This is a genomic window from Amycolatopsis sp. NPDC003865, from assembly GCF_053605345.1.
The window spans coordinates 105,263-127,631 of record NZ_JBSGJA010000027.1 but is presented as its reverse complement, the minus strand read 5'-3'; the positions used below and the strand labels follow the sequence as shown (position 1 = coordinate 127,631).

At 72.4% G+C, this 22,369-nt stretch carries 25 protein-coding genes; 6 read left to right on the top strand and 19 right to left on the bottom strand.

The window, feature by feature from the left end; all coding sequences use genetic code 11:
- Positions 1-125 precede the first annotated feature (125 nt).
- The 3 genes from ACWEVP_RS42930 to ACWEVP_RS42920 all read right to left on the bottom strand — a co-directional run bounded on the left by ACWEVP_RS42930 (position 126) and on the right by ACWEVP_RS42920 (position 1,595).
- Positions 126-701, bottom strand: coding sequence for a GNAT family N-acetyltransferase (locus tag ACWEVP_RS42930; RefSeq protein ID WP_452068340.1), 576 nt, complete (start codon positions 699-701; stop codon positions 126-128).
- Positions 702-741: 40 nt separating this feature from the next.
- Positions 742-999 (bottom strand): hypothetical protein, encoded by a 258-nt coding sequence (locus ACWEVP_RS42925; RefSeq protein ID WP_452068339.1) that lies wholly within the window; start codon positions 997-999, stop codon positions 742-744.
- 140 nt (positions 1,000-1,139) lie between these two features.
- Entirely contained in the window at positions 1,140-1,595 is a 456-nt protein-coding gene (locus tag ACWEVP_RS42920) for an Lrp/AsnC family transcriptional regulator (RefSeq protein WP_452068343.1), read from the bottom strand.
- Between the two features lie 80 nt (positions 1,596-1,675).
- On the opposite strand from ACWEVP_RS42920, the gene ACWEVP_RS42915 reads away from it, so the two are divergent.
- Positions 1,676-2,737, top strand: a complete 1,062-nt coding sequence (locus ACWEVP_RS42915; RefSeq protein ID WP_452068338.1) for a Glu/Leu/Phe/Val dehydrogenase dimerization domain-containing protein — start codon at positions 1,676-1,678, stop codon at positions 2,735-2,737.
- On the opposite strand, the gene ACWEVP_RS42910 is transcribed toward ACWEVP_RS42915, so the two are convergent.
- The 8 genes from ACWEVP_RS42910 to ACWEVP_RS42875 form a co-directional block, all read right to left on the bottom strand.
- Complete coding sequence (locus tag ACWEVP_RS42910; RefSeq protein ID WP_452068337.1) at positions 2,679-3,929, bottom strand: ABC transporter substrate-binding protein; 1,251 nt, start codon at positions 3,927-3,929, stop codon at positions 2,679-2,681. The two genes, ACWEVP_RS42915 and ACWEVP_RS42910, sit on opposite strands and share 59 nt — an antisense overlap.
- A complete protein-coding gene (locus tag ACWEVP_RS42905; protein WP_452068336.1) occupies positions 3,926-5,083 on the bottom strand; it encodes a branched-chain amino acid ABC transporter permease in 1,158 nt (385 codons plus the stop codon). The genes ACWEVP_RS42910 and ACWEVP_RS42905 overlap by 4 nt, the downstream gene beginning before the upstream one ends.
- Positions 5,076-5,954: a branched-chain amino acid ABC transporter permease gene (locus tag ACWEVP_RS42900; RefSeq protein ID WP_452068335.1), complete on the bottom strand. Its 879-nt coding sequence runs from the start codon at positions 5,952-5,954 to the stop codon at positions 5,076-5,078. The genes ACWEVP_RS42905 and ACWEVP_RS42900 overlap by 8 nt, the downstream gene beginning before the upstream one ends.
- Entirely contained in the window at positions 5,951-6,724 is a 774-nt protein-coding gene (locus ACWEVP_RS42895; protein WP_452068334.1) for an ABC transporter ATP-binding protein, read from the bottom strand. Before ACWEVP_RS42895 ends, ACWEVP_RS42900 begins: the two co-directional genes overlap by 4 nt.
- Entirely contained in the window at positions 6,721-7,530 is an 810-nt protein-coding gene (locus ACWEVP_RS42890) for an ABC transporter ATP-binding protein (protein ID WP_452068333.1), read from the bottom strand. The genes ACWEVP_RS42895 and ACWEVP_RS42890 overlap by 4 nt, the downstream gene beginning before the upstream one ends.
- A gap of 118 nt (positions 7,531-7,648) precedes the next feature.
- Complete coding sequence (locus tag ACWEVP_RS42885) at positions 7,649-8,467, bottom strand: PHP domain-containing protein (protein WP_452068332.1); 819 nt, start codon at positions 8,465-8,467, stop codon at positions 7,649-7,651.
- Positions 8,468-8,480: 13 nt separating this feature from the next.
- Positions 8,481-9,113: a response regulator gene (locus tag ACWEVP_RS42880; protein ID WP_452068331.1), complete on the bottom strand. Its 633-nt coding sequence runs from the start codon at positions 9,111-9,113 to the stop codon at positions 8,481-8,483.
- Positions 9,110-10,249 carry a GAF domain-containing protein gene (locus tag ACWEVP_RS42875; protein WP_452068330.1) on the bottom strand — a complete coding sequence of 380 codons (1,140 nt, stop codon included), beginning with the start codon at positions 10,247-10,249 and terminating at the stop codon, positions 9,110-9,112. The genes ACWEVP_RS42880 and ACWEVP_RS42875 overlap by 4 nt, the downstream gene beginning before the upstream one ends.
- An 84-nt stretch (positions 10,250-10,333) precedes the next feature.
- Here ACWEVP_RS42875 and ACWEVP_RS42870 point away from each other — a divergent pair, with 84 nt between their 5' ends.
- A complete protein-coding gene (locus ACWEVP_RS42870) occupies positions 10,334-13,069 on the top strand; it encodes an FAD-binding and (Fe-S)-binding domain-containing protein (protein ID WP_452068329.1) in 2,736 nt (911 codons plus the stop codon).
- Here ACWEVP_RS42870 and ACWEVP_RS42865 read toward each other — a convergent pair whose 3' ends face one another.
- From ACWEVP_RS42865 to ACWEVP_RS42850, 4 genes are read right to left on the bottom strand one after another with little or no spacing between them, the layout of a single operon-like run.
- A complete protein-coding gene (locus tag ACWEVP_RS42865) occupies positions 13,070-13,633 on the bottom strand; it encodes a TetR family transcriptional regulator (protein WP_452068328.1) in 564 nt (187 codons plus the stop codon).
- A gap of 42 nt (positions 13,634-13,675) precedes the next feature.
- Positions 13,676-13,873: a ferredoxin gene (locus ACWEVP_RS42860; RefSeq protein ID WP_452068327.1), complete on the bottom strand. Its 198-nt coding sequence runs from the start codon at positions 13,871-13,873 to the stop codon at positions 13,676-13,678.
- A gap of 5 nt (positions 13,874-13,878) precedes the next feature.
- Positions 13,879-15,093 carry a cytochrome P450 gene (locus tag ACWEVP_RS42855; RefSeq protein ID WP_452068326.1) on the bottom strand — a complete coding sequence of 405 codons (1,215 nt, stop codon included), beginning with the start codon at positions 15,091-15,093 and terminating at the stop codon, positions 13,879-13,881.
- On the bottom strand, positions 15,090-15,599 hold the full coding sequence (locus ACWEVP_RS42850) for a PadR family transcriptional regulator (RefSeq protein ID WP_452068325.1): 510 nt from the start codon (positions 15,597-15,599) through the stop codon (positions 15,090-15,092). Before ACWEVP_RS42850 ends, ACWEVP_RS42855 begins: the two co-directional genes overlap by 4 nt.
- A gap of 114 nt (positions 15,600-15,713) precedes the next feature.
- Here ACWEVP_RS42850 and ACWEVP_RS42845 point away from each other — a divergent pair, with 114 nt between their 5' ends.
- Together ACWEVP_RS42845 and ACWEVP_RS42840 are read left to right on the top strand one after the other, a co-directional pair.
- Positions 15,714-16,904 (top strand): cytochrome P450, encoded by a 1,191-nt coding sequence (locus ACWEVP_RS42845; RefSeq protein WP_452068324.1) that lies wholly within the window; start codon positions 15,714-15,716, stop codon positions 16,902-16,904.
- Positions 16,905-16,906: 2 nt separating this feature from the next.
- Positions 16,907-17,122 carry a ferredoxin gene (locus ACWEVP_RS42840; RefSeq protein ID WP_452068323.1) on the top strand — a complete coding sequence of 72 codons (216 nt, stop codon included), beginning with the start codon at positions 16,907-16,909 and terminating at the stop codon, positions 17,120-17,122.
- Here ACWEVP_RS42840 and mtnA read toward each other — a convergent pair.
- Complete coding sequence (gene mtnA / locus ACWEVP_RS42835; protein ID WP_452068322.1) at positions 17,119-18,084, bottom strand: S-methyl-5-thioribose-1-phosphate isomerase; 966 nt, start codon at positions 18,082-18,084, stop codon at positions 17,119-17,121. The two genes, ACWEVP_RS42840 and mtnA, sit on opposite strands and share 4 nt — an antisense overlap.
- Positions 18,085-18,130: 46 nt before the next feature.
- Here mtnA and ACWEVP_RS42830 point away from each other — a divergent pair, with 46 nt between their 5' ends.
- Positions 18,131-18,526, top strand: a complete 396-nt coding sequence (locus ACWEVP_RS42830; protein WP_452068321.1) for a RidA family protein — start codon at positions 18,131-18,133, stop codon at positions 18,524-18,526.
- A gap of 296 nt (positions 18,527-18,822) precedes the next feature.
- On the opposite strand, the gene ACWEVP_RS42825 is transcribed toward ACWEVP_RS42830, so the two are convergent.
- Complete coding sequence (locus ACWEVP_RS42825; protein ID WP_452068320.1) at positions 18,823-19,617, bottom strand: PIG-L family deacetylase; 795 nt, start codon at positions 19,615-19,617, stop codon at positions 18,823-18,825.
- Positions 19,618-19,690: 73 nt separating this feature from the next.
- Between ACWEVP_RS42825 and ACWEVP_RS42820 the strand changes: the two genes are divergently transcribed.
- Positions 19,691-20,173 carry a DinB family protein gene (locus ACWEVP_RS42820; RefSeq protein ID WP_452068319.1) on the top strand — a complete coding sequence of 161 codons (483 nt, stop codon included), beginning with the start codon at positions 19,691-19,693 and terminating at the stop codon, positions 20,171-20,173.
- Here ACWEVP_RS42820 and ACWEVP_RS42815 read toward each other — a convergent pair.
- The gene (locus ACWEVP_RS42815) at positions 20,170-20,967 is read right to left on the bottom strand and encodes an Fpg/Nei family DNA glycosylase (RefSeq protein ID WP_452068318.1); all 798 of its coding nucleotides are present in this window, start codon (positions 20,965-20,967) and stop codon (positions 20,170-20,172) included. The two genes, ACWEVP_RS42820 and ACWEVP_RS42815, sit on opposite strands and share 4 nt — an antisense overlap.
- Before the next feature lie 37 nt (positions 20,968-21,004).
- Positions 21,005-22,063, bottom strand: a complete 1,059-nt coding sequence (locus ACWEVP_RS42810) for a helix-turn-helix domain-containing protein (protein WP_452068317.1) — start codon at positions 22,061-22,063, stop codon at positions 21,005-21,007.
- Positions 22,064-22,369: the final 306 nt, after the last annotated feature.

Below are 22,369 nucleotides of genomic sequence, written 5' to 3'. Positions count from 1 at the left end.
CGAGGCGAGGATTTCCTTCCAGCCGTTCTTCGCGCCGAGCTTGGTGGTCAGCGCCTGCCGCGCGGACGTCGTCGGCGGGATGAGCGCGTCGGCCTAAGTGAGAAACAGTGTTCTAACCCTGTTTCTCACTCACGACCGGCCGCGGCGGACCACTCTTCGCGGGTAATGGCGTACTCGACTTCGCCGTGCTCGCTGCCCGGCGCCCGCTCGTGCTCCGGGAACTCCTCGAAGTACGTGCGGACGAACCGCATCCCCAGTTTCTCCATCACCCGGCGCGACCGCTCGTTCACCGTCATGGTGAACGCCGTCACGCGGGTGACCCCCAGTTCGGTGAACCCCTTCGCGAGCAGGGCGGCCGAGCCTTCGGTCCCGTAGCCCTTGCCCCACGCCTTCCGGTGCAGCCGGTACCCCAGTTCCGGTTGGTCCGGCGGATCTTGCGGGCGCGGGCGGAAATGGAACCACCCCAGGAAATCGCCGGTGCTCTTCTCGATCGCCGCCCAGAACCCGTAACCGGGGAAACGCTCGTAGTAACCGAGGAACGCGGGGAGATCCAGGGTGACGATCTCGGTGCGGTCCGCCGGCAGGCCCCCATTGAGGTACTTCATCACGGCCGGGTCGTCGTAGAGCTCGAAGAGTGCGTCGGCGTCGTTCTCGGTGAACCGGCGGAAGATCAGCCGCTCGGTTTCGAGGAATACGTGCATCGGGTGATGCTGTCAGTGACCCCAGTGTGTGGCAACGCGATTACGCGGCGGCGGCGAAGACCTCGCCCAGCGCCAGCGAGCCGGCCTCGGTGAGCACGGCCGGGACGCGCTGGCCGCACTTGCCGGGCAGCGCGGGTGCGATCAGGCCGAGCCGCGCGAGACGGTGCACGGTGGACTGGTCGCAGCAGCTCAGGCCGTCGATGAACAGGTCGGGCTCGCAGCTGCAGCTGATCTCGGCGTGGCCCCCTGCCACGGCTCTCAACGTGGCCCGCTCACGGTGGTTCAGTTCGGTGATCATGGCGGAGCCTCCTTCCCGTCGTGACCCATTAGACCGCCCACCACCGACAGTTTTCGCCTCTCAGCGTGCGAACAAGGGTATTTCGAGGGTTTCACTTAGGGGTGTGTCGCGTCCTTTCCGGGTGATATCCCCGGATACCCCTACGCGAGGGGTTCAATCGTCGTCTTCCGCAGGTGCCGGAAAACGATCGACGTCCGGAAGCCGACGATCTCCCGGCGCAACGCCAGCCGGTCGGCGAGGAAGGCGTGGAGCGCTTCGATGTCCCTCGTCGTGACTTCGATCAGGAAATCGTCACTCCCCGCGGTCACGTACACCGAGAGCACCTCGGGCAGTTCCGCGATCGAGCGCTGGAACTCGTCGATGACCGCCCGGCTCAACGGCCGCACCTGCGCCGCGACGAGCGCCCGGACGCCGCGGTTGAGGCTCGCCAGGTCGATGTCGGCGTGGTAGCCGCGGATCACCCCGCGGTCCCGCAGCAGCCGGATGCGCTCGAGGCACGTCGAGGGCGCGATGCCGACCTTCCGGGCGATGTCCCGGTTGGTCTGCCGCGCGTCCTCCTGCAACTGCCGCACGATCGCCGAATCAAGTTCGTCCAGCACCGGGCCCTCCGGGTCGTCGCCGAATTTCGTTCGGCGGTGGCTCACCACCGCCGACGTTCACCCTAACTTCGGTCGGCATGACCGCACATGAGCAGCTCGTGGCCCGCCGGGGCCGCCGATCCGGCATCACCACCATGGTCGCGATCCATTCGACCGCGCTCGGCCCCGCCGTCGGCGGCTGCCGCTTCAAGCCCTACGCCACGCTCGACGACGCCGTCGGGGACGTCCTCCGCCTGTCCGAAGCCATGACGGCGAAGTGCGCCGTCGCGGGGCTCGCGTTCGGCGGCGGCAAGAGCGTCATCGCGCCGGGGCCCGGCCGCGTCCTTTCTCCCGAGGAGCGCCGGGACGTCCTTTTCGACCACGCCGACCTCGTCGCCGACTTCGGCGGCACCTACCTGGCGGGCCCGGACGTCGGCACCGGCCCGGCCGACATGCTGGTGCTGCGCGAGGTCTCGGCGTTCGCGTTCTGCACACCCGAGTCCGCGGGCGGAACCGGTTCCTCCAGCGGCCCGACCGCGGTGGGCGTGCTCGCCGCGCTCCGGGCGGCGCTCGGCTCGGCGGACTTCACCGGCCGCCGGGTCGTGATCAGCGGCTACGGCTCCGTCGGTGCCCACCTCGCGGCGAGCTTGCGTGCCGGCGGGGCCGATGTCGTCGTCTCCGACATCGACCCCGGGAAGCGGGCCGGCGCGGAGAAGCAGGGCCTGACCTGGGCCGAGCCGGAGAAAGCGCTCACGCTGACCGCCGACGTGGTCATCCCGGCGGCGGTCGGCGGGGTGCTGAGCCCCGAGACGGTGGCCCGGCTCGACACCCCGCTCGTCGTCGGTCCGGCGAACAACCAGCTCACCGACGACGCCGTCGCCGACGAACTCGCGGCGCGCGGCGTCCTGTGGGTCCCGGACTACGTGGCGAGCGCGGGCGGGATCCTCTACACGCTCTCCCGCGAGGCGGAGGGCCTCGGCCACGACGCGGCCCTCGCCCGCGTCGAGACGATCGAGCAGACGGTGAAGGACCTCCTGAGCGCGGCCGAGGCCAACGCGACCACCCCGCTGCGGGAGGCGGCCGCGCTGGCCGGGCGCCGGCTCACTTCTGGTGCGGCGCCACGTACTCCTTGGCCTCCGGTGCCTCGAACAACGGCTTGACGTACTTGACCCCGCCCTCGGCCGAGGCGTCCGGGGTGGCCGCGTACACCTGGCGCGTCGCCGGCGTCCCCGGCTTGGAGAAGTCGAGCGCCGCGACCAGGTTGTCCGTGTTCGCCGACGTCGTCTGCTTCAACGCCGCGGAGATGCCGTCGCGCGTGAGGTCCTTGTTGTCGCACGCCTTCTTCAGCACCGCGCCCCAGACCTCGCCCACCGCGTAGCCGTAGGGGACGCCGCCGTTCGGGGTTTCCTTGTAGGCGGCCTTGTACTTCGCCGCGACGTCCTTGGCCTTCGGGATGTCGGCGGAGAACGGCACGCTGCTCGCGACGACCGTCAGCTTGTCGAGCGCGCCCGCGGCGGGGCTCTTCAGCAGCTGCGGGTCGAACGTCGGGTTGTTGCCCAGCACCGGCACGTTCAGCCCGAGCGCCTTGTTCGCGGCGACCGCCGACCCGGTCTGGGCGGGCGTGGTGGTCAGCGCGATCAGCTTGACCCCGGCGCCCTTGAGCCCGGTGACGACGTTCGTCAGGTCGCTGTCGGTCGAGGTGATCTTCACTTCCTTGACCGTCAGGTTGTGCTTCTTCGCGTAGAACTGCGACCCGCGCAGGCCGTTCTTGCCGTACTCGCCGTCGATGTAGACGTGCCCGATCGTGTCGCCGTCCTTGAGCAGCCCCTGTTCCTGCAGGTACGAGAGGCCGTCGATGATCTCCAGGTCGTAGGTGGTCCCGACGATCATCACGTACGGGTTGTCGAGCAGCTCCGACGACCACGACGCCGGTGCCGCGACCGCCTTGTCCGAAGCGAGGTTCTGCTTCAGCGCGGCCACCACCGGCGAGCCGAGCAGCTGCACGAACCCGAGCACCTTCGGCTCGATCTGCGGGTACAGCGTCTTCGCCGTGTCGGCCTTGTAGCCGTGGTCGACCTCTTCGAGCTTGACCTGGCGGCCGCAGACCCCGCCGGCGGCGTTGAAGTCCTTGGCCCACAGCTCGTTGCCCTGCGTGACGCCGAGGCCGAGGTTCTTGAACACGCCGGACTTGTCGGTCATCACGCCGAGCGTCACCTCGCTCGCCGTCACCCCCTTGCCGGTCTTGACGCCGGAGCTGTCCGAGCCCGACGAGCCCGAGTCGCCCGCTTTCGTGCTGCAGGCGGAGAGGACGAGGACGGCCGCCAGCGCCGCCGCCAGGTGTGTGCGTTTCATGGTTCCTCCGGGGGTTGACGGCGGGAACGGGTGAGCCGGCGGCCGATCGCGGCGAGGCCGCCCGGCTCGAACAGCACGACGAGGATGATCGCGGCGCCGTAGACGAACGAGCTGACCAGGATCGGGGTCAGCGCGCCGTCGCCGGTGCCGGAGAACCAGCCCAGGTCGGCCGAATACAGGGCGAGCACCTGCGGCAGCCCGTTGACGATCAGCGCGCCGACGAGCGCACCGGACACCGAGCCGAGCCCGCCGATGATGACCATCGCGAGGTAGGCGATGGACACGTTGATGCCGTAGGTGCCGTACTCGCTCTCGTCCGGCTTGAGGATGTCGAACCACAGCACGGTCATCGCGCCGGCGAGGCCGCCGTAGGCCGAGGAGACGGCGAACGCGCCCGCCTTGGCGCGCAGCACGCTGACGCCCATCACCGCGGCCGCGGCCTCGTTGTCGCGCACCGCCCGCCACGAGCGGCCGACCCGGCCGCGGACGGCGCCGCGCGCGATCACGAACGCCAGCACGGTCAGCAGCAGGAACAGGTACCACGTGCGCTCGGCCTGCCGGATCGGCACGCCGAGCAGCGTGATCTCGGGACCGTCGTTCGTGAACGGGAAGCCGAACAGCGAGAACGGCGCCGGCGCGCGCCCGGTCGACGTCCCGCCGGTCAGCTCCTCGGCGGACTGTCCGAAGTAGAGCCCGAGGAACACCAGGGCCAGCGAGGCGACGCCGAGGTAGATCCCGCGCAGCCGCCCCGCCACCGGCGCGAAGGCCAGGCCGAGCAGGGCCGCGACGACCACCGCGCCCAGCAGCGACAGCCCGGGGTCGAGGCCGAACCCGACCACCCGGTCGTCGCCGGTCGGCCCGGACAGCACGGTGTAGGCGGTGGCTCCCGCGAGCAGGAAGAACGCGTGGGCCAGGGAGAGCTGCCCGGCCTGCCCGACCACCAGCGTCAGCCCGATCGCGCCGACCCCGCCGATCATCATGTACTGCCCGGCCTTCAGCCAGGCGGCGTCGAGGTAGAGCGGCAGGGCGAGCAGGACGACCAGCAGGGCGAGCCAGGCCGCCGTGCGCACGAGCTTCGCCCAGTCGCGACGCGGCGGCGGCGTGGCCGCGACGGCCGGCGGGCTGTCCACTTCGGACACGGCGCTGTCAGACACGGGTTCGCTCCCTCATGCCGAACAGCCCCGAGGGCCGCACCACCAGGACCACCAGCATCACCAGGAACACCGCGCTCTTGGAGAAGTCGAACGACACGTACTGCGCGGACAGCGCTTCCACGATCCCGACGACCAGGCCGCCGACCACCGCGCCCGCCGTCGAGTCGAGGCCGCCGAGGATCGCCGCCGGGAAGGCGGCCAGCGCGATCGAGTGCGTCCCGCGTGAAAGCCCGGCGCCGGAGAAGTCCTGCGTCGCGATGAACAGCACCGCCACCCCGGCCAGCAGCCCGGCCACCACCCACGCGGTCGCGGTGACCCGCGAACTGCGGATGCCCATCAGCGCGGCGGCCTCCCGGTTCTCCGCCTGCGCCCGCATGGCCACGCCCCAGTTCGAGTACTTGAAGGCCAGCCAGAACGCCGTGATGAGCACCGCGGCCACGACGAGGGCGACCAGGTGCGTCCGGAAGAGCGTGATGCCGCCGAGCTGGAACGGCTTCGCGTCCCAGGCGTCGCCGAGGAAGGGCAGCGTGACGCCGAGGCGGCGCACGATCTCCTCGGTGACGATCACGTCGACGCCGATGGTGAGCAGCGCCAGGCTGTTCGCGTCGGCGTGCCGGGAGCGCGACAGCAGCAGCCGCTCGACGACCAGGCCGAGCACCCCGGCCGAGACGATGCCGACCAGCGACGCGCCCACCCAGCCCAGCGCGTCCCGCGTCACGACGACGAGGTAGCCGCCGAAGAGCACGAGCGAGCCGTGCGCGAAGTTGACCACCTCGGTGGCCTTGAAGATGATCACGAACCCCAGTGCGAGCAGGGCGAACACCGCGCCCTTGCCGAGGCCGTTGACCGTGAGCTGCAGGAAAGTGTTCACGCCGCCTCCGTGCCCAGGTAGGCCTTGATGACTTCCGGGTCGGACTGGACCTCCGCCGGCGTGCCGTCGGCGATGCGGCGGCCGAAGTCGAGCACCGTGACGCGGTCGGCGATGCCCATCACCAGGCCCATGTCGTGTTCGACGAGCAGGATCGAGATGCCGAGCTCCGCGCGGATCCCGCTGATCGTGCCGGCCAGCTCCGCGGTCTCGGCCGCGTTCATCCCGGCGGCGGGCTCGTCGAGCAGGAGCAGCACCGGTTCGACGGCGAGGGCGCGGGCGAGGTCGACGCGCTTGACGACGCCGTAGGGCAGCGCGCCCACGGGGGCGTCGACGACCGCGCCGAGCCCGAGGAACGCGCAGATCTCCCGCGCCCGTTCGGCGTGCCGTCGTTCGGCGCGGACCGTCCACGGCAGCCGCAGCCCGACTTCGAGGAACCCGCCGCGGGTGAGCGCGTGCCTGCCGAGCATGACGTTGTCCAGCACGGTCGAGCCGGGTGAGAGGGCGGCGTTCTGGAACGACCGCCCGATCCCGAGGCGGGCGAGCTTGTGCGGCGCGAGCCCGGTGAGGTCGGTGTCCCCGAGCCGCACGCGCCCGGCGTTGGCCCGGTAGAGGCCGCTGATGACGTTGAAGCAGCTGGACTTCCCGGCGCCGTTCGGCCCGATCAGCGCGTGCAGCGACCCGGGTGCGACGGTGAAGCTCACTTCGTCCAGGGCGCGGATCCCGCCGAAGCGCAGGGAGACGTCCTCGACCCGCAGCTCCGGCGGCGTCATCCGGCCCACCTCGACAGCGTCCGGCCGGCCAGGTGCTCGCGCGCCTGCTCGGCTTCGGCGTCCGCGGTCTCCTGCGACTCGGCGTGCCCGCCGAGGTAGAGCCGCCGGACGTCCTGGCTGGCGGACAGCTCGGCGGCCGTCCCGGCCAGCGCCACCCGGCCGACCTCCAGCACCACGGCGTGGTCGGCGACGCCCAGCGCCATCACGGCGTTCTGCTCGACCAGCACCACGGCGGTGCCCTGCTCGTGGATCTCCCGGATGGTCCGGCCGATCTGCTCGACGACCTTCGGCGCGAGGCCCAGCGACGGCTCGTCGAGCAGCAGCAGCCTCGGCGTGGACATCAGCGCCCGGCCGATCGCGAGCATCTGCTGTTCGCCGCCGGACAGGAGGCCGGCGCGCTGCTTGGCGCGTTCGGTGAGGACGGGGAACAGGGCGTCGACCCGCTCGCGCGCCGCCGCCCGTTCGGCGGCGGTCCGGGCGCCGATGCCGCCGGCCCGCAGGTTCTCCTCGACGGTCATGCGGGCGAAGACCTGCCGCCCCTCGGGCACGCCGACGACGCCGAGCCGGACGATCCGCGCGGGGTCGAGCTTGCCGAGCGCGTGGCCGTCGTAGCGGATCTCGCCGGCGTCGATCGCGCCCCGGTGCATCCGGAGCGTGCCCGAGACGGCCCGCAGCAGGGTGGACTTCCCGGCGCCGTTGCTGCCGAGCACGGCGAGGACGCCGTCGGCGGAAACGTCGAGGTCGACGCCGTGCAGCGCGGGGGTCGACCGGCCGTACCGGACCCGCAGGCCACGCACGGTCAGCACGGACTCACTCCAGGGCGCAAGAGGCCTCCTCCACTCGTGTGACGTGAGTCACGATCGGTGGCGGTCATCCTGCGATCAGGCGCGGCTCTCGGACACCCCCACGTGGAGACCCCGCGGGCTACGAAACGGACACGGCGGACTCCCGGAGCGCGGCGAACACCTCGGGCGAGGTCGTGCACTCGCCGAGGCGGACCGGCTTGCGGTCGCCGTGGAAGTCGCTCGATCCGGTCGCGAGCAACCCCAGGTCCGCGGCCACTTCCCCGAGTCGTTCGCGGGCTTCCGGTGGTTGCTCCGGGTGGTCCACCTCGATTCCGGCGAGCCCCGCGGAAGCGAGCGCGGCCAGCTGCGCGTCGGTGACCGAAGCGCGCCGCTTCACCGAGCGCGGGTGCGCCAGCACCGCGACACCCCCGGCCGCGCGCACCAGCGTGATCGCGTCCACAGTGGACAATACGTGCTTCGGCACGTCGGCCCGGCCGCCGTCGGCGATCCACTCGGGGGTGAAGGCATCGGTGATGCCCACCGCGGCCAGCGCCGCCGCGATGTGCGGACGCCCGAGCGGCGCGCCCGCGGCGATCTCGCGCACCTGCGCGAGGCTGATCGGCGCGCCCAGCTCCCGGCAGCGCTCCACCATCCGCACCCCGCGGCGGTCCCGGTCGGTCCGGATCAGCTCGAGTTCCTCGGCCAGCGGCGCGTGGAGAGGATCGACGAAGAGGCCGAGCAGGTGGACCTCGGACTCGTCCAGACGGCAGGAGATCTCGACGCCCGGAACGATCTCGATCCCGGAGGGGGCTGCGGAGGCCGCGGCCAATCCCGCGAAGGTGTCGTGATCGGTGAGGGCCAGCACGGTCAGCCCGGCTTCGGCGGCCAGCCGCGGGAGCGAAGCGGGCGGCGTCGTCCCGTCCGAAGCCGTGCTGTGCGCGTGGAGGTCGATCGTCACCCGGCCGAGGATCTCACAGCAGCCCGGCCTCACTGGCCTTCCCGATCGCTTCGACGCGGTTGCGCGCGCCCAGCTTGTGCAGCGCCGACTGCAGGTACGTCTTGACCGTGTTGCGCGCCAGTCCGGTCGACTCCGCGATCTCCGGGTTCGTCTGGCCCTGCGCGGCCAGCCGCAGCACTTCGTACTCGCGGCGGGTCAGGCCGCTGCGGGCCAGCGCGTCCGACCGCTGCCCGGCGTCGGGCAGGATCCGCGGGTCGACGACGCGCTCGCCGCGCAGCACCCGCCGCAGCTCGGTCACCAGCTGCGCGCCGGCGGCGTCCTTGAGCAGGCAGCCGTGCGCCCCCGACTCCAGCGCGGCCAGCACGCCCTGGTGGTCGCCGTGCGCGGTGAACACGACGATCTTCCCGTCCGGGTGCACCCGCCGCAGCTCGGTGACGACCTCCGGCGCGAGCATGTCCGGCAGCCTCAGGTCGAGCAGGATCAGGTCCGGGGCCAGCGTCGCCACGCGCTCGATGGCCAGCCGCCCGGACTCCGCGGAACCGACCACGCTCAGGCACGGGTCCGAGCGCAACAGCAGCGTCACGCCGTCGCGGACCACCGGGTGGTCGTCGACGACGAAGACGGTCGCGGGCGTCGTGGGGGTCACCGGCGCACCAGCGGCACCCACGCCCGCAGCGTGCAGCCGTCGTCGTCGTCCCGGACCAGGCTGATCCGCCCGCCCAGCCGCAGGGCGCGCCCGCTCAGCGTCCGCAGTCCCATGCCGGTGCCCGGGACGGGTTCGCCGCCGGTGCCGTCGTCCGCCACGACCACCTGGACCCCGTCGTCGCTGGGCAGCAGGCTGACGATCACCGACGACGCCCCGGCGTGCTTCTCGACGTTGAGCAGCCCTTCGCGGACCGCGGCGACCAGCAGCGCCGTCCGTTCGGCGTCCAGCGGCGGCACCGCCGCGAGCTGCACGAACCGGGCCGGGACGCCGCAGCGCGCCTGGAACGAGCGGCAGTGCTCGGCCAGCTCGACCGGCAGCGCCCGCTCCGGGCTGGACTCCGACAGCGCCAGCAGCGACTCCCGCAACGCGCCGGCCGCCGCCGAGACGTCGCCTTCCAGCCTGCGCAGCCGAGCCTCCAGCGCGGGGTTGCCGTGGGCGTCCGCGTGCAGGTCGCGCACCTGGACGCCGATGGAGAACAGCAGCGCGCCGACCGAGTCGTGCAGCGCGCTCTGCATCCGCAGGCGTTCGCCGGCCACCGCGGCCGTGCGATCGGTCTCGGCGACCTTCGCCAGCTGCAGCGCCGTCCCGGCCTCGCGGGCGACCTCCTCCATCCGCCGGACGGCGTCGTCGCCGAAGTCGGCGGGCTCGCGCATGGCCGCGTAGGCGATGGCGACGGTCTCGCCGCGCGCGACGATCGGGACGGCGAGCATCGCGGCCAGCCCCTCGCCGCGCACCTGGGCGTCGAACTGGTGGGTGATCGCGGGCGAGCTGACGTAGTCGGTGACCCGCACCGGGCGGCCCAGCGCCAGCACCCGCCCGCCGATGCCCTGGCCGACGGGTACTTCGAGGTCCTGCAGCGAGTCGGTCCGGGTGCCCGACATCCAGCGGATCACCGCCAGGCCCGGCTGGTCGAGCTCGGCGACGAACCCGGCCTTCGCGCCCACGGTCTCCCGGACCAGGCGCGCGGTCCCGTGCAGCGCGGCGACGCGGTCGAGCGTGCCGAGCAGCTTCTCCCGCTCGCGCAGCAGCTCGCCCAGCACGGCGCTGTACTCGGCGACGTGCTCCTGTGCCGTCACGCGCCCACGATCGCACACGGACTGTGGTTTCGGACATACCCGGCTGGAGAGGTACGCGGGCGCCCGGTCGACTTGAATGGGGGCGTGGAGATCCTCACCGACGCCGCCACGCTCGCGCTGTACACGACCGACGCGTCCAACTACCGGCACGTGCCCCGCGGGGTCGTGCTGCCGGAGAGCGTCGACGACGTCGTCGCCGCGGTCGCGGCCGCCCGCGATCGTGACCTTCCGGTGATCGCCCGCGGCGGAGGCACCAGCGTCGCCGGGAACGCGTGCGGGCCGGGGCTGGTGATCGACACCTCGCGTCACGTCGGCGGCGTGCTCTCGCTGGACCCGGGGACGCGGCTCGCGCGGGTGCTGCCCGGCACGGTGCTCGACGACCTGCAGGCGGTCGCGGCGCCGCACGGGCTGCGGTTCGGGCCCGACCCGTCCACGCACAGCCGCTGCACCCTCGGCGGGATGATCGGCAACAACGCGTGCGGCTCGCACTCGGTGGCGTGGGGGCGCACGGCCGACGTCGTCCGCTCGCTGGACGTGCTGCTCTACGACGGCACGCGGCTGCGCGTGGGGCGGGACGAGCCCACCGAGGGCCGGGTCTTCGACGAGCTGCGCGCGCTGGTGCGCGACAACTTGGCTCTGCTGCGCCAGGAACTCTCGACGTGGCCGCGGCGTGTGTCCGGCTACGGGCTCGAACACCTGCTGCCGGAGAACGGCTTCGACGTCGCCAAGGCGCTCGTCGGTTCGGAAGGCACCTGCGTGACGGTCCTCGGCGCGGAAGTCGAGCTGGCCGAGCTGCCCGCTCGTCGCGTGCTGGCGGTGCTGGGATTCCCGTCCGACATCGCCGCGGCGGACGCGGTGCCGTCGATCCTGCCGTGGTCGCCGCTGACCGTCGAAGGCGTGGACGCCGAGCTCGTCGCGATGCTGCCGGGCCGCGCGGGCGACCTGCCGCCGGGCGGAGCGTGGCTGTTCGTCGAGCTGGCCGGGGACGACCCGGCCGCGCGGGCCCGGGAACTGGCCGCGTCGCTGGAGGTCACCGGCTTCGCGATCGTCGACGACCCGGCCGCGCAACGCGGGCTGTGGCGCATCCGCGAGGAAGGCGCGGGGCTCGCGACCCGGCTCGCGGACGGCTCCGAAGCGTGGCCGGGCTGGGAGGACGCGGCCGTCCCGCCCGAGCGGCTCGGCGCGTACCTGCGCGAGTTCAAGGAGCTCATGCGATCGCACGGGCGCCGCAGCGTCGTCTACGGCCACTACGGCGAAGGCTGCCTGCACATGCGGCTGGACTTCGACCTGCTGTCCGGTTCCGGGGTGGCGGAGTTCCGGCGGTTCCTGGAGGAGGCGGCGGACCTCGTGGCCGCGCACGGTGGTTCGCTGTCCGGCGAGCACGGCGACGGCCAGGCGCGGTCGGAGCTGCTGTCCCGGATGTACAGCCCGGAGATGCTGGACGTCTTCGCCCGGTTCAAGGGGATCTTCGACCCGGCCGGCCGGATGAACCCCGGCATCCTGGTGACGCCGCGGGCGATCGACGCGGACCTGCGCGTACGGGCCACGTCGAAGTCCTTTGAGGACAGTGTCTTCCTCGGCTACCCCGAGGACCGCGGCAGTTTCGGCCAGGCGATGCGGCGCTGCGTCGGCGTGGGGAAGTGCCGCAACACCAGCGGCGGCGGCGTGATGTGCCCGAGCTACCGGGCCACGCGCGACGAGCAGCACTCGACGCGGGGTCGCGCGCACCTGCTCGCCGAGATGATCAACGGCGAAGTCATCACGGACGGCTGGCGTTCGTCCGAAGTGCACGACGCGTTGGATTTGTGCCTGTCCTGCAAGGGATGTCTGTCCGACTGCCCGGTCGACGTCGACATGGCCACGTACAAGGCGGAGTTCCTGCACCAGCACTACCGGCGGCGGCTGCGACCGGCGTCGCACTACTCGATGGGCTGGCTGCCGCTGTGGCTGCGGGCGAGCGCACGGATGCCGCGGCTGGCCAATCTCGTCGGCCGGTCCCGCTTGGCGGGCCTGGTGAAACGGCTCGGCGGCATCGCGCCGGAACGTTCGCTGCCGTCGTTCGCTCCAGCCCCGTTCACGCGCTCTCGGGCGGATCTCCGGCGCCGGGCGTCGGGGGAGCGTCGGGTCCTGCTGTGGCCGGATTCGTTCAACAACTACTTGACGCCGTCGGTGCTCGACGCCGCGCACGAGGTCCTGACGGCGGCGGGGTACGACGTCGTGCTGCCGGACCGCGGAGTCTGTTGTGGACTGACGTGGGTGTCGACGGGCCAGCTCGGCGTCGCGCGCCGCGTCCTGGACCGGACGCTGTCGGTGCTGGCGCCGTACCTGGCGGACGGCTACGAGGTGGCGGGCCTGGAACCGAGCTGCACGGCCCTGTTCCGCGGCGACCTGCCGGCGCTGATGCCGGGCGACGAGCGTGCCGCGCTGCTGGCTTCCCGGACGTTCACGTTCGCGGAGCTGCTGGAGCGGGCCCCGATCCCGTTCGCGGCGCTGGACGTCGACGCGATCACGCAGGTCCACTGCCACCAGCACGCGGTCCTCGGCTTCGGCGCGGACGAGTCGGCGCTCGCGGCGGCGGGGGTGCGCAATACGACGCTGGACTCGGGGTGCTGCGGCCTGGCGGGCAACTTCGGCTTCGAGCGCGGGCACTACGAGGTGTCGAAGGCGGTCGCGGAGGACCGGATGCTCCCGGCGATCCGCGCGGCGGCTCCGGACACGATCGTGGTGTCCGACGGCTTCAGCTGCCGGACCCAGATCGAGCAGGAGTCGGGTCGCCGTCCGGTGCACCTGGCCGAACTGCTGCGCCGCGCGTTGCCGTGACTACTCGCTGCGCTCCAGCAGCGTCCGGGTCGCGCCGAGGACGAGCCGGCAGATGTCGTCGGGGTCCGCGCTGGCCAGGGGTTCCTTGCCGCTGACCTCGCGGACCAGCGCGATCCCCATCAGCCACGCGAGCGCGAGGTCCGCCCGCAGCTCGGCGTCCGGGGCGTCGGTCAGCGTGGCCAGCACCCGCGCGTACTCCTCGCCGATCTCCTGGCGGATCGCGGCCGCGGCACCGTCGCTGCCCGACGAGCGCAGGTACGTTTCGAGCGTCCGGTTCCGTTGCCCCTCGGGGGCCAGCATGCTGCGCAGGGACGCGCTGAACAGCCGCTCGGGTGGCGTGGTGGCCAGCTGCTCGCGCCCGTCGCGGGCGATCACCGCTTCGAACAGCGCGTCCTTGCTGCCGAAGTAGCGGAACAGCAGCGCCTGGTTGACCCCGGCCTCACCCGCGATGTCGCGCACCGTGGTCCGGTCGAAGCCGCGCTCGGCGAACAGCTTGGCGGCCGCGTCCAGCAACGCCCGCTGCGTTGCCGCCGCGTCCCGCCGCCGGCCGGCCTGTTCCGTCATCGGTGCAGGCTAACCCGGCAAACGGGACGTGGCGCAGCGGCCCTACGCGCCGGTGAGCCGGATCGCCGCGGCCGGGCAGGTCAGCTCGGCCCGGCGGACCGCGTCCTCCTCACCGGCCGGCGGCTCCTCGGCGAGGAGGACGACCGTGCCGGCCTCCTCGTCCTGGTCGAACGTGCCCGGCGCGAGCAGGACGCACTGTCCGGACGCGACACAGGCTTCGGTGTCGGCGGTGATCTTCACGGGGCTCACCACGTCACCGGGACGGCCTCGACCCCGCCGGCGACGCGGTTGACCCGCACCGGGATCTCGTCGATCCCCGCCGCCAGCCGCAGCCCGGGGAACCGGCGGAACAGCTTGGGGAACACCGTCCGCAGCTCGGTCCGGGCGAGGTTGGCGCCGATGCAGACGTGCGCGCCGCTGCCGAAGGCCAGGTGGACGTTCGGCGTGCGGCCCGGGTCGAACTCGTCGGGGTCGGCGAACACCGACGCGTCGCGGTTGGCCGCGTCGCTGGAGATGAGCACCGCGTCGCCGCGCCGGATCCGCGTGCCGGCGATCTCGACGTCCTCGTGGGCGTAGCGCAGCAGGCCGGTGCCGCTGGTCGCGGTCAGCCGCAGGATCTCCTCGACGGTCTGGTCGACCTCGCCGTCGGGATCGGCGGCGAAGCGGTCGCGGCGGGCGGTGTCGCTGAGCAGGAACAGCGTGCCCATCGCGATCCGGGTGGACGTCGTCTCGTGGCCGGCGAACAGCAGCCCGGCGCCCATCCGGGCGAGGTCGTCGTCGGTGAACGCCGGGTCGCCGGCCTGGACGGCGACCATGTCGGAGATGACGTCCGGCTGCGGGTCCGCGCGCTTCGCCTCGGCCAGCTCCAGCATGTAGGCCTTGAACTCGGCCATGGCCGCCTGCGCGTCCTCGCCGCCGTCCATCATCGCGATCCGCTCGGACAGGCCGCGGAACTTCTCGCGGTCTTCGTAGGGCACGCCGAGCAGCTCGCAGATCACCAGCACCGGCAACGGGAAGGCGAGGAAGTCGGTGAGGTCGACCGGCTCGCCGGGGTTCGCGTCGTGCGCGGCCTGCAGGTCGTCGAGGCAGCGGTCGGTCAGCTCGGCGATCCGGTCGCCCAGCGCCCGCATGCGGGGCGCGGAGAACGCGGGCGCGAGCATCCGGCGCATCCGCTTGTGCTCGGCTTCCTCGGTGTCGAAGTCGCCGCTCGGGCCGTCCTGGATCGCGGCGTTCGAGATCCGCGACGCCTGCTCGGGCGCGGGGTGCGAACGGCCGAACCGCTTGTCGCGGAACACTTCCCTGGCCGCATCGTAGGAGGTCACCAGCCACGCCGGGTCGCCGGCCGGGGTCAGCACGCGGCTGATCGGCGCGCGGCTGCGGAGCGCTTCGTAGTCCGGGGCGATGGAGAGGGCGTTCGCCCGGGCGAAGGGGAGGCGCGGCGCCTCTTCGGTGGTGGTCATGCGTCTCTCCTCAGTTCGGTTTCGAGGTCGGCGAGCCAGCGGAGTTCGGCGTCGAGCTTCCCGATGACGTGCCGCAGCGCCGCGCGGCCCCACGGGTCGGCCTGCTCGGCGGCGAGCCCGGTGAGCCGCGCGTGCTCGGCGGTGAGCGCGTGTTTTCGCACGTCGAGCACGCGGGCGCGCTCGTCCGCGGACAGCCGGCTGAAGCTGCCGACGCGCGCGAGGAACTCCTCCGCGTGCAGCGCCAGCTCGGCCGGGAAGTCCGCGAGCAGGTCGTGCAGCAGCTCCCGGCCGACATCGGTGATCGTGTAGACGTGCCGCGGCGGTTTGGCCTCCTGCTCTTCGGCGCTGCGGCTCACCGCACCGGCGTCGACGAAGCGCCGCAGGGTCGGGTAGAGCGAGTTGTTCGACAAGGTGTGCCCGGTCGAGGCTTCGATCGACTTGCGCAGCTCGTAGCCGTGCATCGGTTCGCGGTCCAGCCTCGACAGCAAGAGGATCTCGATCCACACCTAGGTCACCGTAACCTAGTCTTTCGTGACTGGGCAATGGCGGATCGTGACAGGCGGGAAGAAACTGTGTAGCGTTGTAAGCAGCTGCTTACAACCGAGCACGGGGGTTTTCGCATGACCGTCACCCACGCCGAGCCGCTCTCGTACCCCTTCAACGAGGAGGCGGGGCTCGACCTCAACGAGGCCTACGCGGCGGCCCGCGAGGCCGCGGGCATGGTCCGGGTCAAGATGACGTACGGGGAGCCGGCGTGGCTGGCCACGCGCTACGCCGACGCCCGGCTGGTGCTCGGCGACCGCCGGTTCTCGCGGGCGATGGAGAAGGAGAAGGACGCTCCGCGCCGCTCGCCCGTGCAGCGCGAAGGCGGCATCCTGCAGATGGACCCGCCCGACCACACGCGGCTGCGGACGCTCGTGGCCAAGGCGTTCACCATGCGCCGGGTCGAGCTGCTGCGCCCGCGCGTCGCCGAGCTGGCGACCGGGCTGATCGCGGACATGAAGGCCGCCGGCCCGCCCGCCGACCTCGTCGACCGGTACGCGCTGCCGATCCCGGTCGCGGTGATCTGCGAGCTGCTCGGCGTCCCGGTCGCCGACCGGCCGAAGTTCCGCGTCTGGAGCGACGCCGCGCTGTCCACCAGCGGCCTGACGCCGGAGGAGTTCGAGCGCAACCGCGAAGAGCTGCGCGACTACATGCGCGGGCTGATCGCCGAACACCGGGCGCAGCCCCAGGACGACCTGATGACGGCGCTGATCGAGGCGCGCGACACGCGCGACCGGCTGACCGAGCTCGAGCTGGTCGACCTGTGCGTCGGCATTCTCGTCGCCGGCCACGAGACCACCGCGAGCCAGATCCCCAACTTCGTCTACGCGCTGCTCGACCAGCCTGAGCAGTGGAAGCGGCTGGTCGACGACCCGGACCTGATCCCGGCGGCCGTCGAGGAGCTGCTGCGGTTCGTGCCGCTGGGCGCCGGCGCCGGGTTCGCGCGCTACGCGACCGAAGACGTCGAGGTCGGCGGGGTGCTCGTGAAGGCGGGGGAGCCGGTGCTGGTGGCGGTCGGCGCGGCCAACCGCGACCGGCTGCAGTTCGACGACGCCGACCGGCTGCGGTTCGACCGCGGCGACACCCACCACCTGGGCTTCGGCCACGGCGTCCACCACTGCCTGGGCGCGCCGCTGGCCCGGCTCGAGCTGCAGGAGGCGCTGCGCGCGTTGGTCACCGAGTTGCCCGGCATCCACCTGGCCGGCGATATCGTGTGGAAGACGCAGATGCTCGTCCGCGGACCGCGGTCGATGCCGATCGGATGGTGAGCATGACCTGGCACGTGGAAGTCGACGAACACACCTGCATCGGCTCGGGGATGTGCGCCGCGCTGATGCCCGAGGTGTTCGTCCTGGACGGTGCGGTCGCGCAGACGGCGGCGTCCGAGGTGGAGGCCGACGAGACGGTGCTGGACGCGGCGGACTCGTGCCCGGCGATGGCGATCACGGTGACCGACGGCGGCCGCGAGATCGGCCCGCGCCCCTAGGGTTCGAGGCGGCCGTGTTCGGTGACCACGGCCGTGATGAGCTCGTACGGGGTGACGTCGAAGGCCGGGTTGAAGGCTTGGGTTCCCCCCGGCGTGATCGGCGTGCCGGCGAACGCGGTGAGCTCGCGGGCGTCGCGCTCTTCGATGGCGATGCCCGCGCCGGTCTCGAGGGTCGTGTCCACAGTGGACGACGGCGCGACGACGACGAACGGGATCCCGTGGTGCTTGGCGGCGATGGCGAGGCCGTAGGTCCCGATCTTGTTGGCGACGTCGCCGTTGGCGGCGATCCGGTCGGCCCCGACGAGCACGCAGTCGACCATCCCCCTGGCCATGGCGGCCGCGGCGGCGCCGTCGGGCTGGACGCGGTAGGGGACGCCGGCCTCGGCGAGTTCCCACGCCGTCAGCCGGGCGCCTTGGAGGAGCGGGCGGGTCTCGTCGACGAGGACTTCGCCGACGAGCCCGCGATCGTGCAGGTGCCAGACGACGCCGAGGGCGCTGCCCCACCCGACGGTGGCGAGCTGCCCGGCGTTGCAGTGGCTGAGCAGCCTCAGCGGCCGGCGCGGGCATTCGTGGAGCACGACTTCGGCGGCGTGCGCCGAGGCGGCCTTGTTGAGTGCTTCGTCCTCGTCGAGCAGGGCCAGAGCTTCTTTGAGGACGGCTTCGGGACCTTCGCTGCGCTTCGCGAGGGCGCGCTCGACGCCCCAGGCGAGGTTGACGGCGGTGGGCCGGGCGGTGGCGATCCGACGGGCATCGGCCTCGACGTCGTCCCCGATCCGGGCGGCGAGGGCGACCCCGAGAGCGCCGGCGGCCCCGAGGGCGGGCGCCCCGCGGACGGCGAGCCGTTTGATGGCGTCGACGAGCTCACCGACGGTCCGCAGGTACAGCAGCCGGAACTCGCCGGGCAGGGCGGTCTGGTCGATGACGACGACGGCGCCGTCGGCCCAGTCGATGGTCCTGCGCACGTGCCCTCCCTGGGTAATCGGTTGCGCGCCCGGCGAAGATGCGGTGGTGACCATTGAACGGCAGAACCCACCCGGGCTGCACACACCACCGGGCTACCACCACGTGGTCTCGGTCTCGCGCGGACGAACGGTGTACCTGGCGGGCCAGTGCCCGCTGGCGCCGGACGGAACGGTGGCGGAGGGGCTGAGCGACCAGGTCGACCGGGTGGTGGCCAACACGGCGACGGCGTTGAAGTTCGCGGGGGCAACGCCGGCGGACGTGGTCCGGACGGTGGTCTACGTGGTGACGACGGACCGCGAGGTGCTGTCGGAGGTGTGGGACCGGTTGACGGGCTCGGAGATCGGAGCGGCGTTCACCTCGGCGAGCACGCTGCTGGGGGTGGCCCAGCTGGGGTATGAAGGCCAGTTGGTGGAGCTGGAGGTAACGGCGGCGCTGGACTGAGAGCGGCCGGGCGGGCGACCGCCACCGGCAGCGGCACCGGCGCCGCGAACGCTCGCCGGGCCCACCAACGCAGGCAGGGCGGGCTCGCCAGTGGGGGCGTGGGGTGACGGGGGCCCGGCGCTGCGCCCCGCGATTTACCCTCTCCCCGGCCCCGGCCCCGGCCCCGGCCCCGGCCCCGGCCCCGGCCCCGGCCCAAGCCCTCGGCCCCGGCCCAAGCCCTCGGCCCGCCCCGGCCCCGGCTTGGCCCAAGCCCCCGGCCGGCTCGGCCCGGTCTCGGCCCCGGCCCAGCCCGGCCCCTACAGCCCGGCCAGCAAATCCGTCTCCGTGATCCCCGGCCCCTGCCCGGTCCGGATGAACCACTCGGTCCCGAACGCGAAAGCGAAAGCATCATCGGGCATGGCCAGCATGAACATGTCCTCGCTGATCTGACTCGGGTGCGCCCGCATCGCCGCCCGCTTCAGCCCCACGTACTTCGACACGTCCACGGCCGCCGTGATCTCGGCCTCCGGCTTCCCGAACTCGACGTTCTCCGGTGGCTTCGGCGCCGCCTCCTCGGGCATGAGCCCCTGCTCCACCGCCTCCTCGAAGCCGCGCTGCATGAACTCGCGGTTGAACGTCGCCTGGAACACCCTGGCGGTGCCCGCCAGCTCGGCCGCGCGCAGGCCGACCCGGTGGACCTGGATGTGGTCCGGGTGGCCGTAGTCGCCGTTGTCGTCGTACACCGTCAGCACGTCGGCCGACTCTTCGCGCAGGATCTCCGCCAGCTGCCCGGCCGCCGTTTCGACGTCCGCCCGCCAGAAGCACGCCGGGTCGTCGTTCGTCGGCTCGCCCATCATCCCGGAGTCGCGGTAGCCCAGGAACTCGACGCGGGCCACCCCGAGGATCTCCGCGGCCGCGTGCGACTCCCGCACGCGCCGTTCCCACAGTTGTTCGCCCTCGGCGAGGAAGCCGTCGGGGACCTCGCCGACCTCGCCCTTGGTGGCGACGACGAGCACGACGCGGTGCCCTTCGGCGACGGCCTTGGCCATGACACCGGCGGTGCGCAGGCATTCGTCGTCCGGGTGGGCGTGGAAGGTGACCAGTGTTGCCATGTCCGCCAAGCTACCGAACACCACCGACAAAAACCGTCCGCCAGGGTGCCCACCTGCCGCTAGGGTGCCCGTCGTGGCGGACGAGAAGAGCACCCTGCTGTCGTTCCTGCACGCCCAGCGCGTGGTCGTGACGGCGATCCTCGACGGCCTCGGCGAAGCGGCGCTGACGACCCCGGTCCTGCCGTCCGGCTGGACCCCGCTGGGCATGGTCGAGCACCTCGGGTACGCCGAGCGGCACTGGTTCCAGGAGATCGTCACCGGTACCGCGGACCCGCTGCCCTGGCCCGGCGACGACCACGAGCCGCTGCGAACCCCCCGTTCGCCCGACGTCGTCTTCGCCTTCTACCGCGAACAGTGCCGCCGCTCCGACGAGATCTTCGCCGCGACGCCGTTGTCCGCGCCGCCGAAGCTGCGCCACCCCGCGCCGCTCGGGGACGAGATCGCCGACCTGCGCGGCGTGGTCCTGCACATGGTCGAGGAGACGGCCCGCCACGCCGGCCACCTCGACGTCGCCCGGGAGCTGATCGACGGGCGCACCGGGCTCGGGCCGCGCTAGGCCTGTTCCTTCGCGCACCACCAGGTCGACCGGCCGCCGACCGTGCCGTGCGCCATCTCCGCGCCGCAGCGGGGGCAGTGGCCGCCCGCGTGGCGGTGCCCGATGATCTCGCCCGTGTGCACGCCGCCGTGCTTGATCGCCGCGCGCAACGACTTCCGCAGCGCCTTGTGCAGGTCCGTGAGCTCCTCGCCGGTCAGCTCGTGCACCGGGCGGGCCGGGCTCACCGCCGCCTGCCACAGGGTTTCGTCGGCCAGCAGGTTCCCGATCCCGGCCAGCACGGACTGGTCGAGCAGCCGCGCCTTCACCGGCGCGCGCCCGCGGCCCACGCGCGTGCGGAAGTCCGCGCGCGACACCTCGCCCGCGTCCGGGCCGAGCGCGTCGAGGTCGGGGTCGAGGCGCACCCGGCTGAGCCGGCGCGTGTCGAAGAGGCGCAGCCGTTCGCCGTCGGCGAAGGTGATCCCGAAGCGGAACCATTCGGGCTTCTCGTCGCGGCCGCGGAAGCGGCGGGGCCCGGGCGGCCCGCTACGGCCCGCGAACCGCAGCTGCCCGGCCATCCCCAGGTGCAGGCCGAGGTTCGGGCCGGGCTCGCCGTCGCCGTTCTCCGTTTCGCACCACAGCGTCTTGCCCCGCCGGTGCGCCTCGGTGAGCCGCCCGCCCCGCAGCGCGGCGGCGAGGTCCCCGGGCGCGTGCGGACGGCAGACCCAGTCGTCGTGGTCGTCGACGTCCCGGATCTCCCGGCCGAGCGCGTCGGCGAGGACCTGGCGGGCGAGCTCCACTTCGGGCAGTTCCGGCACGCCGACCAGTCTGACCGGTCCGGCACGCGGCCGCAGATCACTCGGGCCGCATCCACTCGTAGAGCCGGTGCTCCGGGTTGGTGAGGTCCGGCGGGGCCACCACCCGGTCGATGACGAACGCGCGCGCGACGAACCCGAAGTGCTGGTTGGCGCCGACCCTGCCGCGCAGGTACGCCTGGTTGGCGGGCCCGAGGACCGGGTCGGTCAGGCACCGGGCCGCGGCCAGGGTGCCACGGGCGTACCCGCCCGCGCAGATCGTGATGGTGCGCCGCCGGTCGAGCGGGTTGACGCCGCGGAAGAACAGGATCACGTCCTCGTGGAGAATCGGCGTCCCGGTCCCGTACGCGTCGTCGCGGACGGGGCTGAACCGCCGTGGTTCGCCTCCGTCGAGGACTTCCACGCCGAGCCAATCCATTTCGTCCCTGCGGACCGATATTTTCGCGGGCAGGTGCAGGGCGGAAAACATGTCCCGGGTCAGCGCGTTGAAGTCCGATCCGCCGATCACCACAAGGTGACTGGCGTAGTCCGCGGTTTGGAGCTCGTCCGTTCGCGCGAACCGTACGTCGTTTTCCGGGTTCAGCGCGCGGATATGGCCGAAGAGGTGGACCAGCGCATCCGGATCGGCGTAGGTCAGCAAATCGACGTAGTCGGGGTCCCGCGGATCGCTCGGTCCGAATTTGCCTGCCGCCGATTCCGGGATCCGCCCGCAGGTGATCATCACCGGCTCGTCCGGCGGGAACCGCCAGAAGTCGGGCACCTCTTCGTCCTCCGCGTCGGCGACGACGTCCGCGGGCTGCCCGGCGACGGCTCTTTCCCACGCGTTCGTCCACGCAGCCCGGTCTTCTTCGGGAATGCCGAACGCCGTCAGCAGGGCCAGGAAAAGATCGCGCCGCGGCCCGCGCCTGCCCGCCAGTACCCCGGCCACGGTGGAGCGGGGCAGCACGTGGCCCTGTTTCTCGCCGAGCCGCTCGATGTCGCGCAGCGACGGGTTCCCGGCGCGCACCCGGCATTGCCGGAGCAGCGCGGCCAACTGGGTGAGCGTCGAGACCCCGGACGGGTCAAGGTCACCGAACGGTCCGGTTCGGGCAAGCGGCATGGTGACATCGTGTCCCATCCCGGCCGGTTTTGTCTCACATCGTCTCATCCTTTCGCGTTCGTCTTCGTGTGTCCGCCAACGTGGTGCGAAAACCGCGCGCGCCTGTTCAATCGGCTCAGGGACATCGGCTCTGCCGAGGGGACGGACAATGCTGCACAAAGGTCAACTCGTTTACGGACTGGTCATCGCCGTCGACGTCGAAGGGTTCTCACGACGGGGGATCCTCGATCAGGCCGCGGTGCTGCTCCGGCTGGAAGAAGTGCTCGACCGGGCCGCCGAACGGGCCGGGCTCGCCCGCGCCGAATG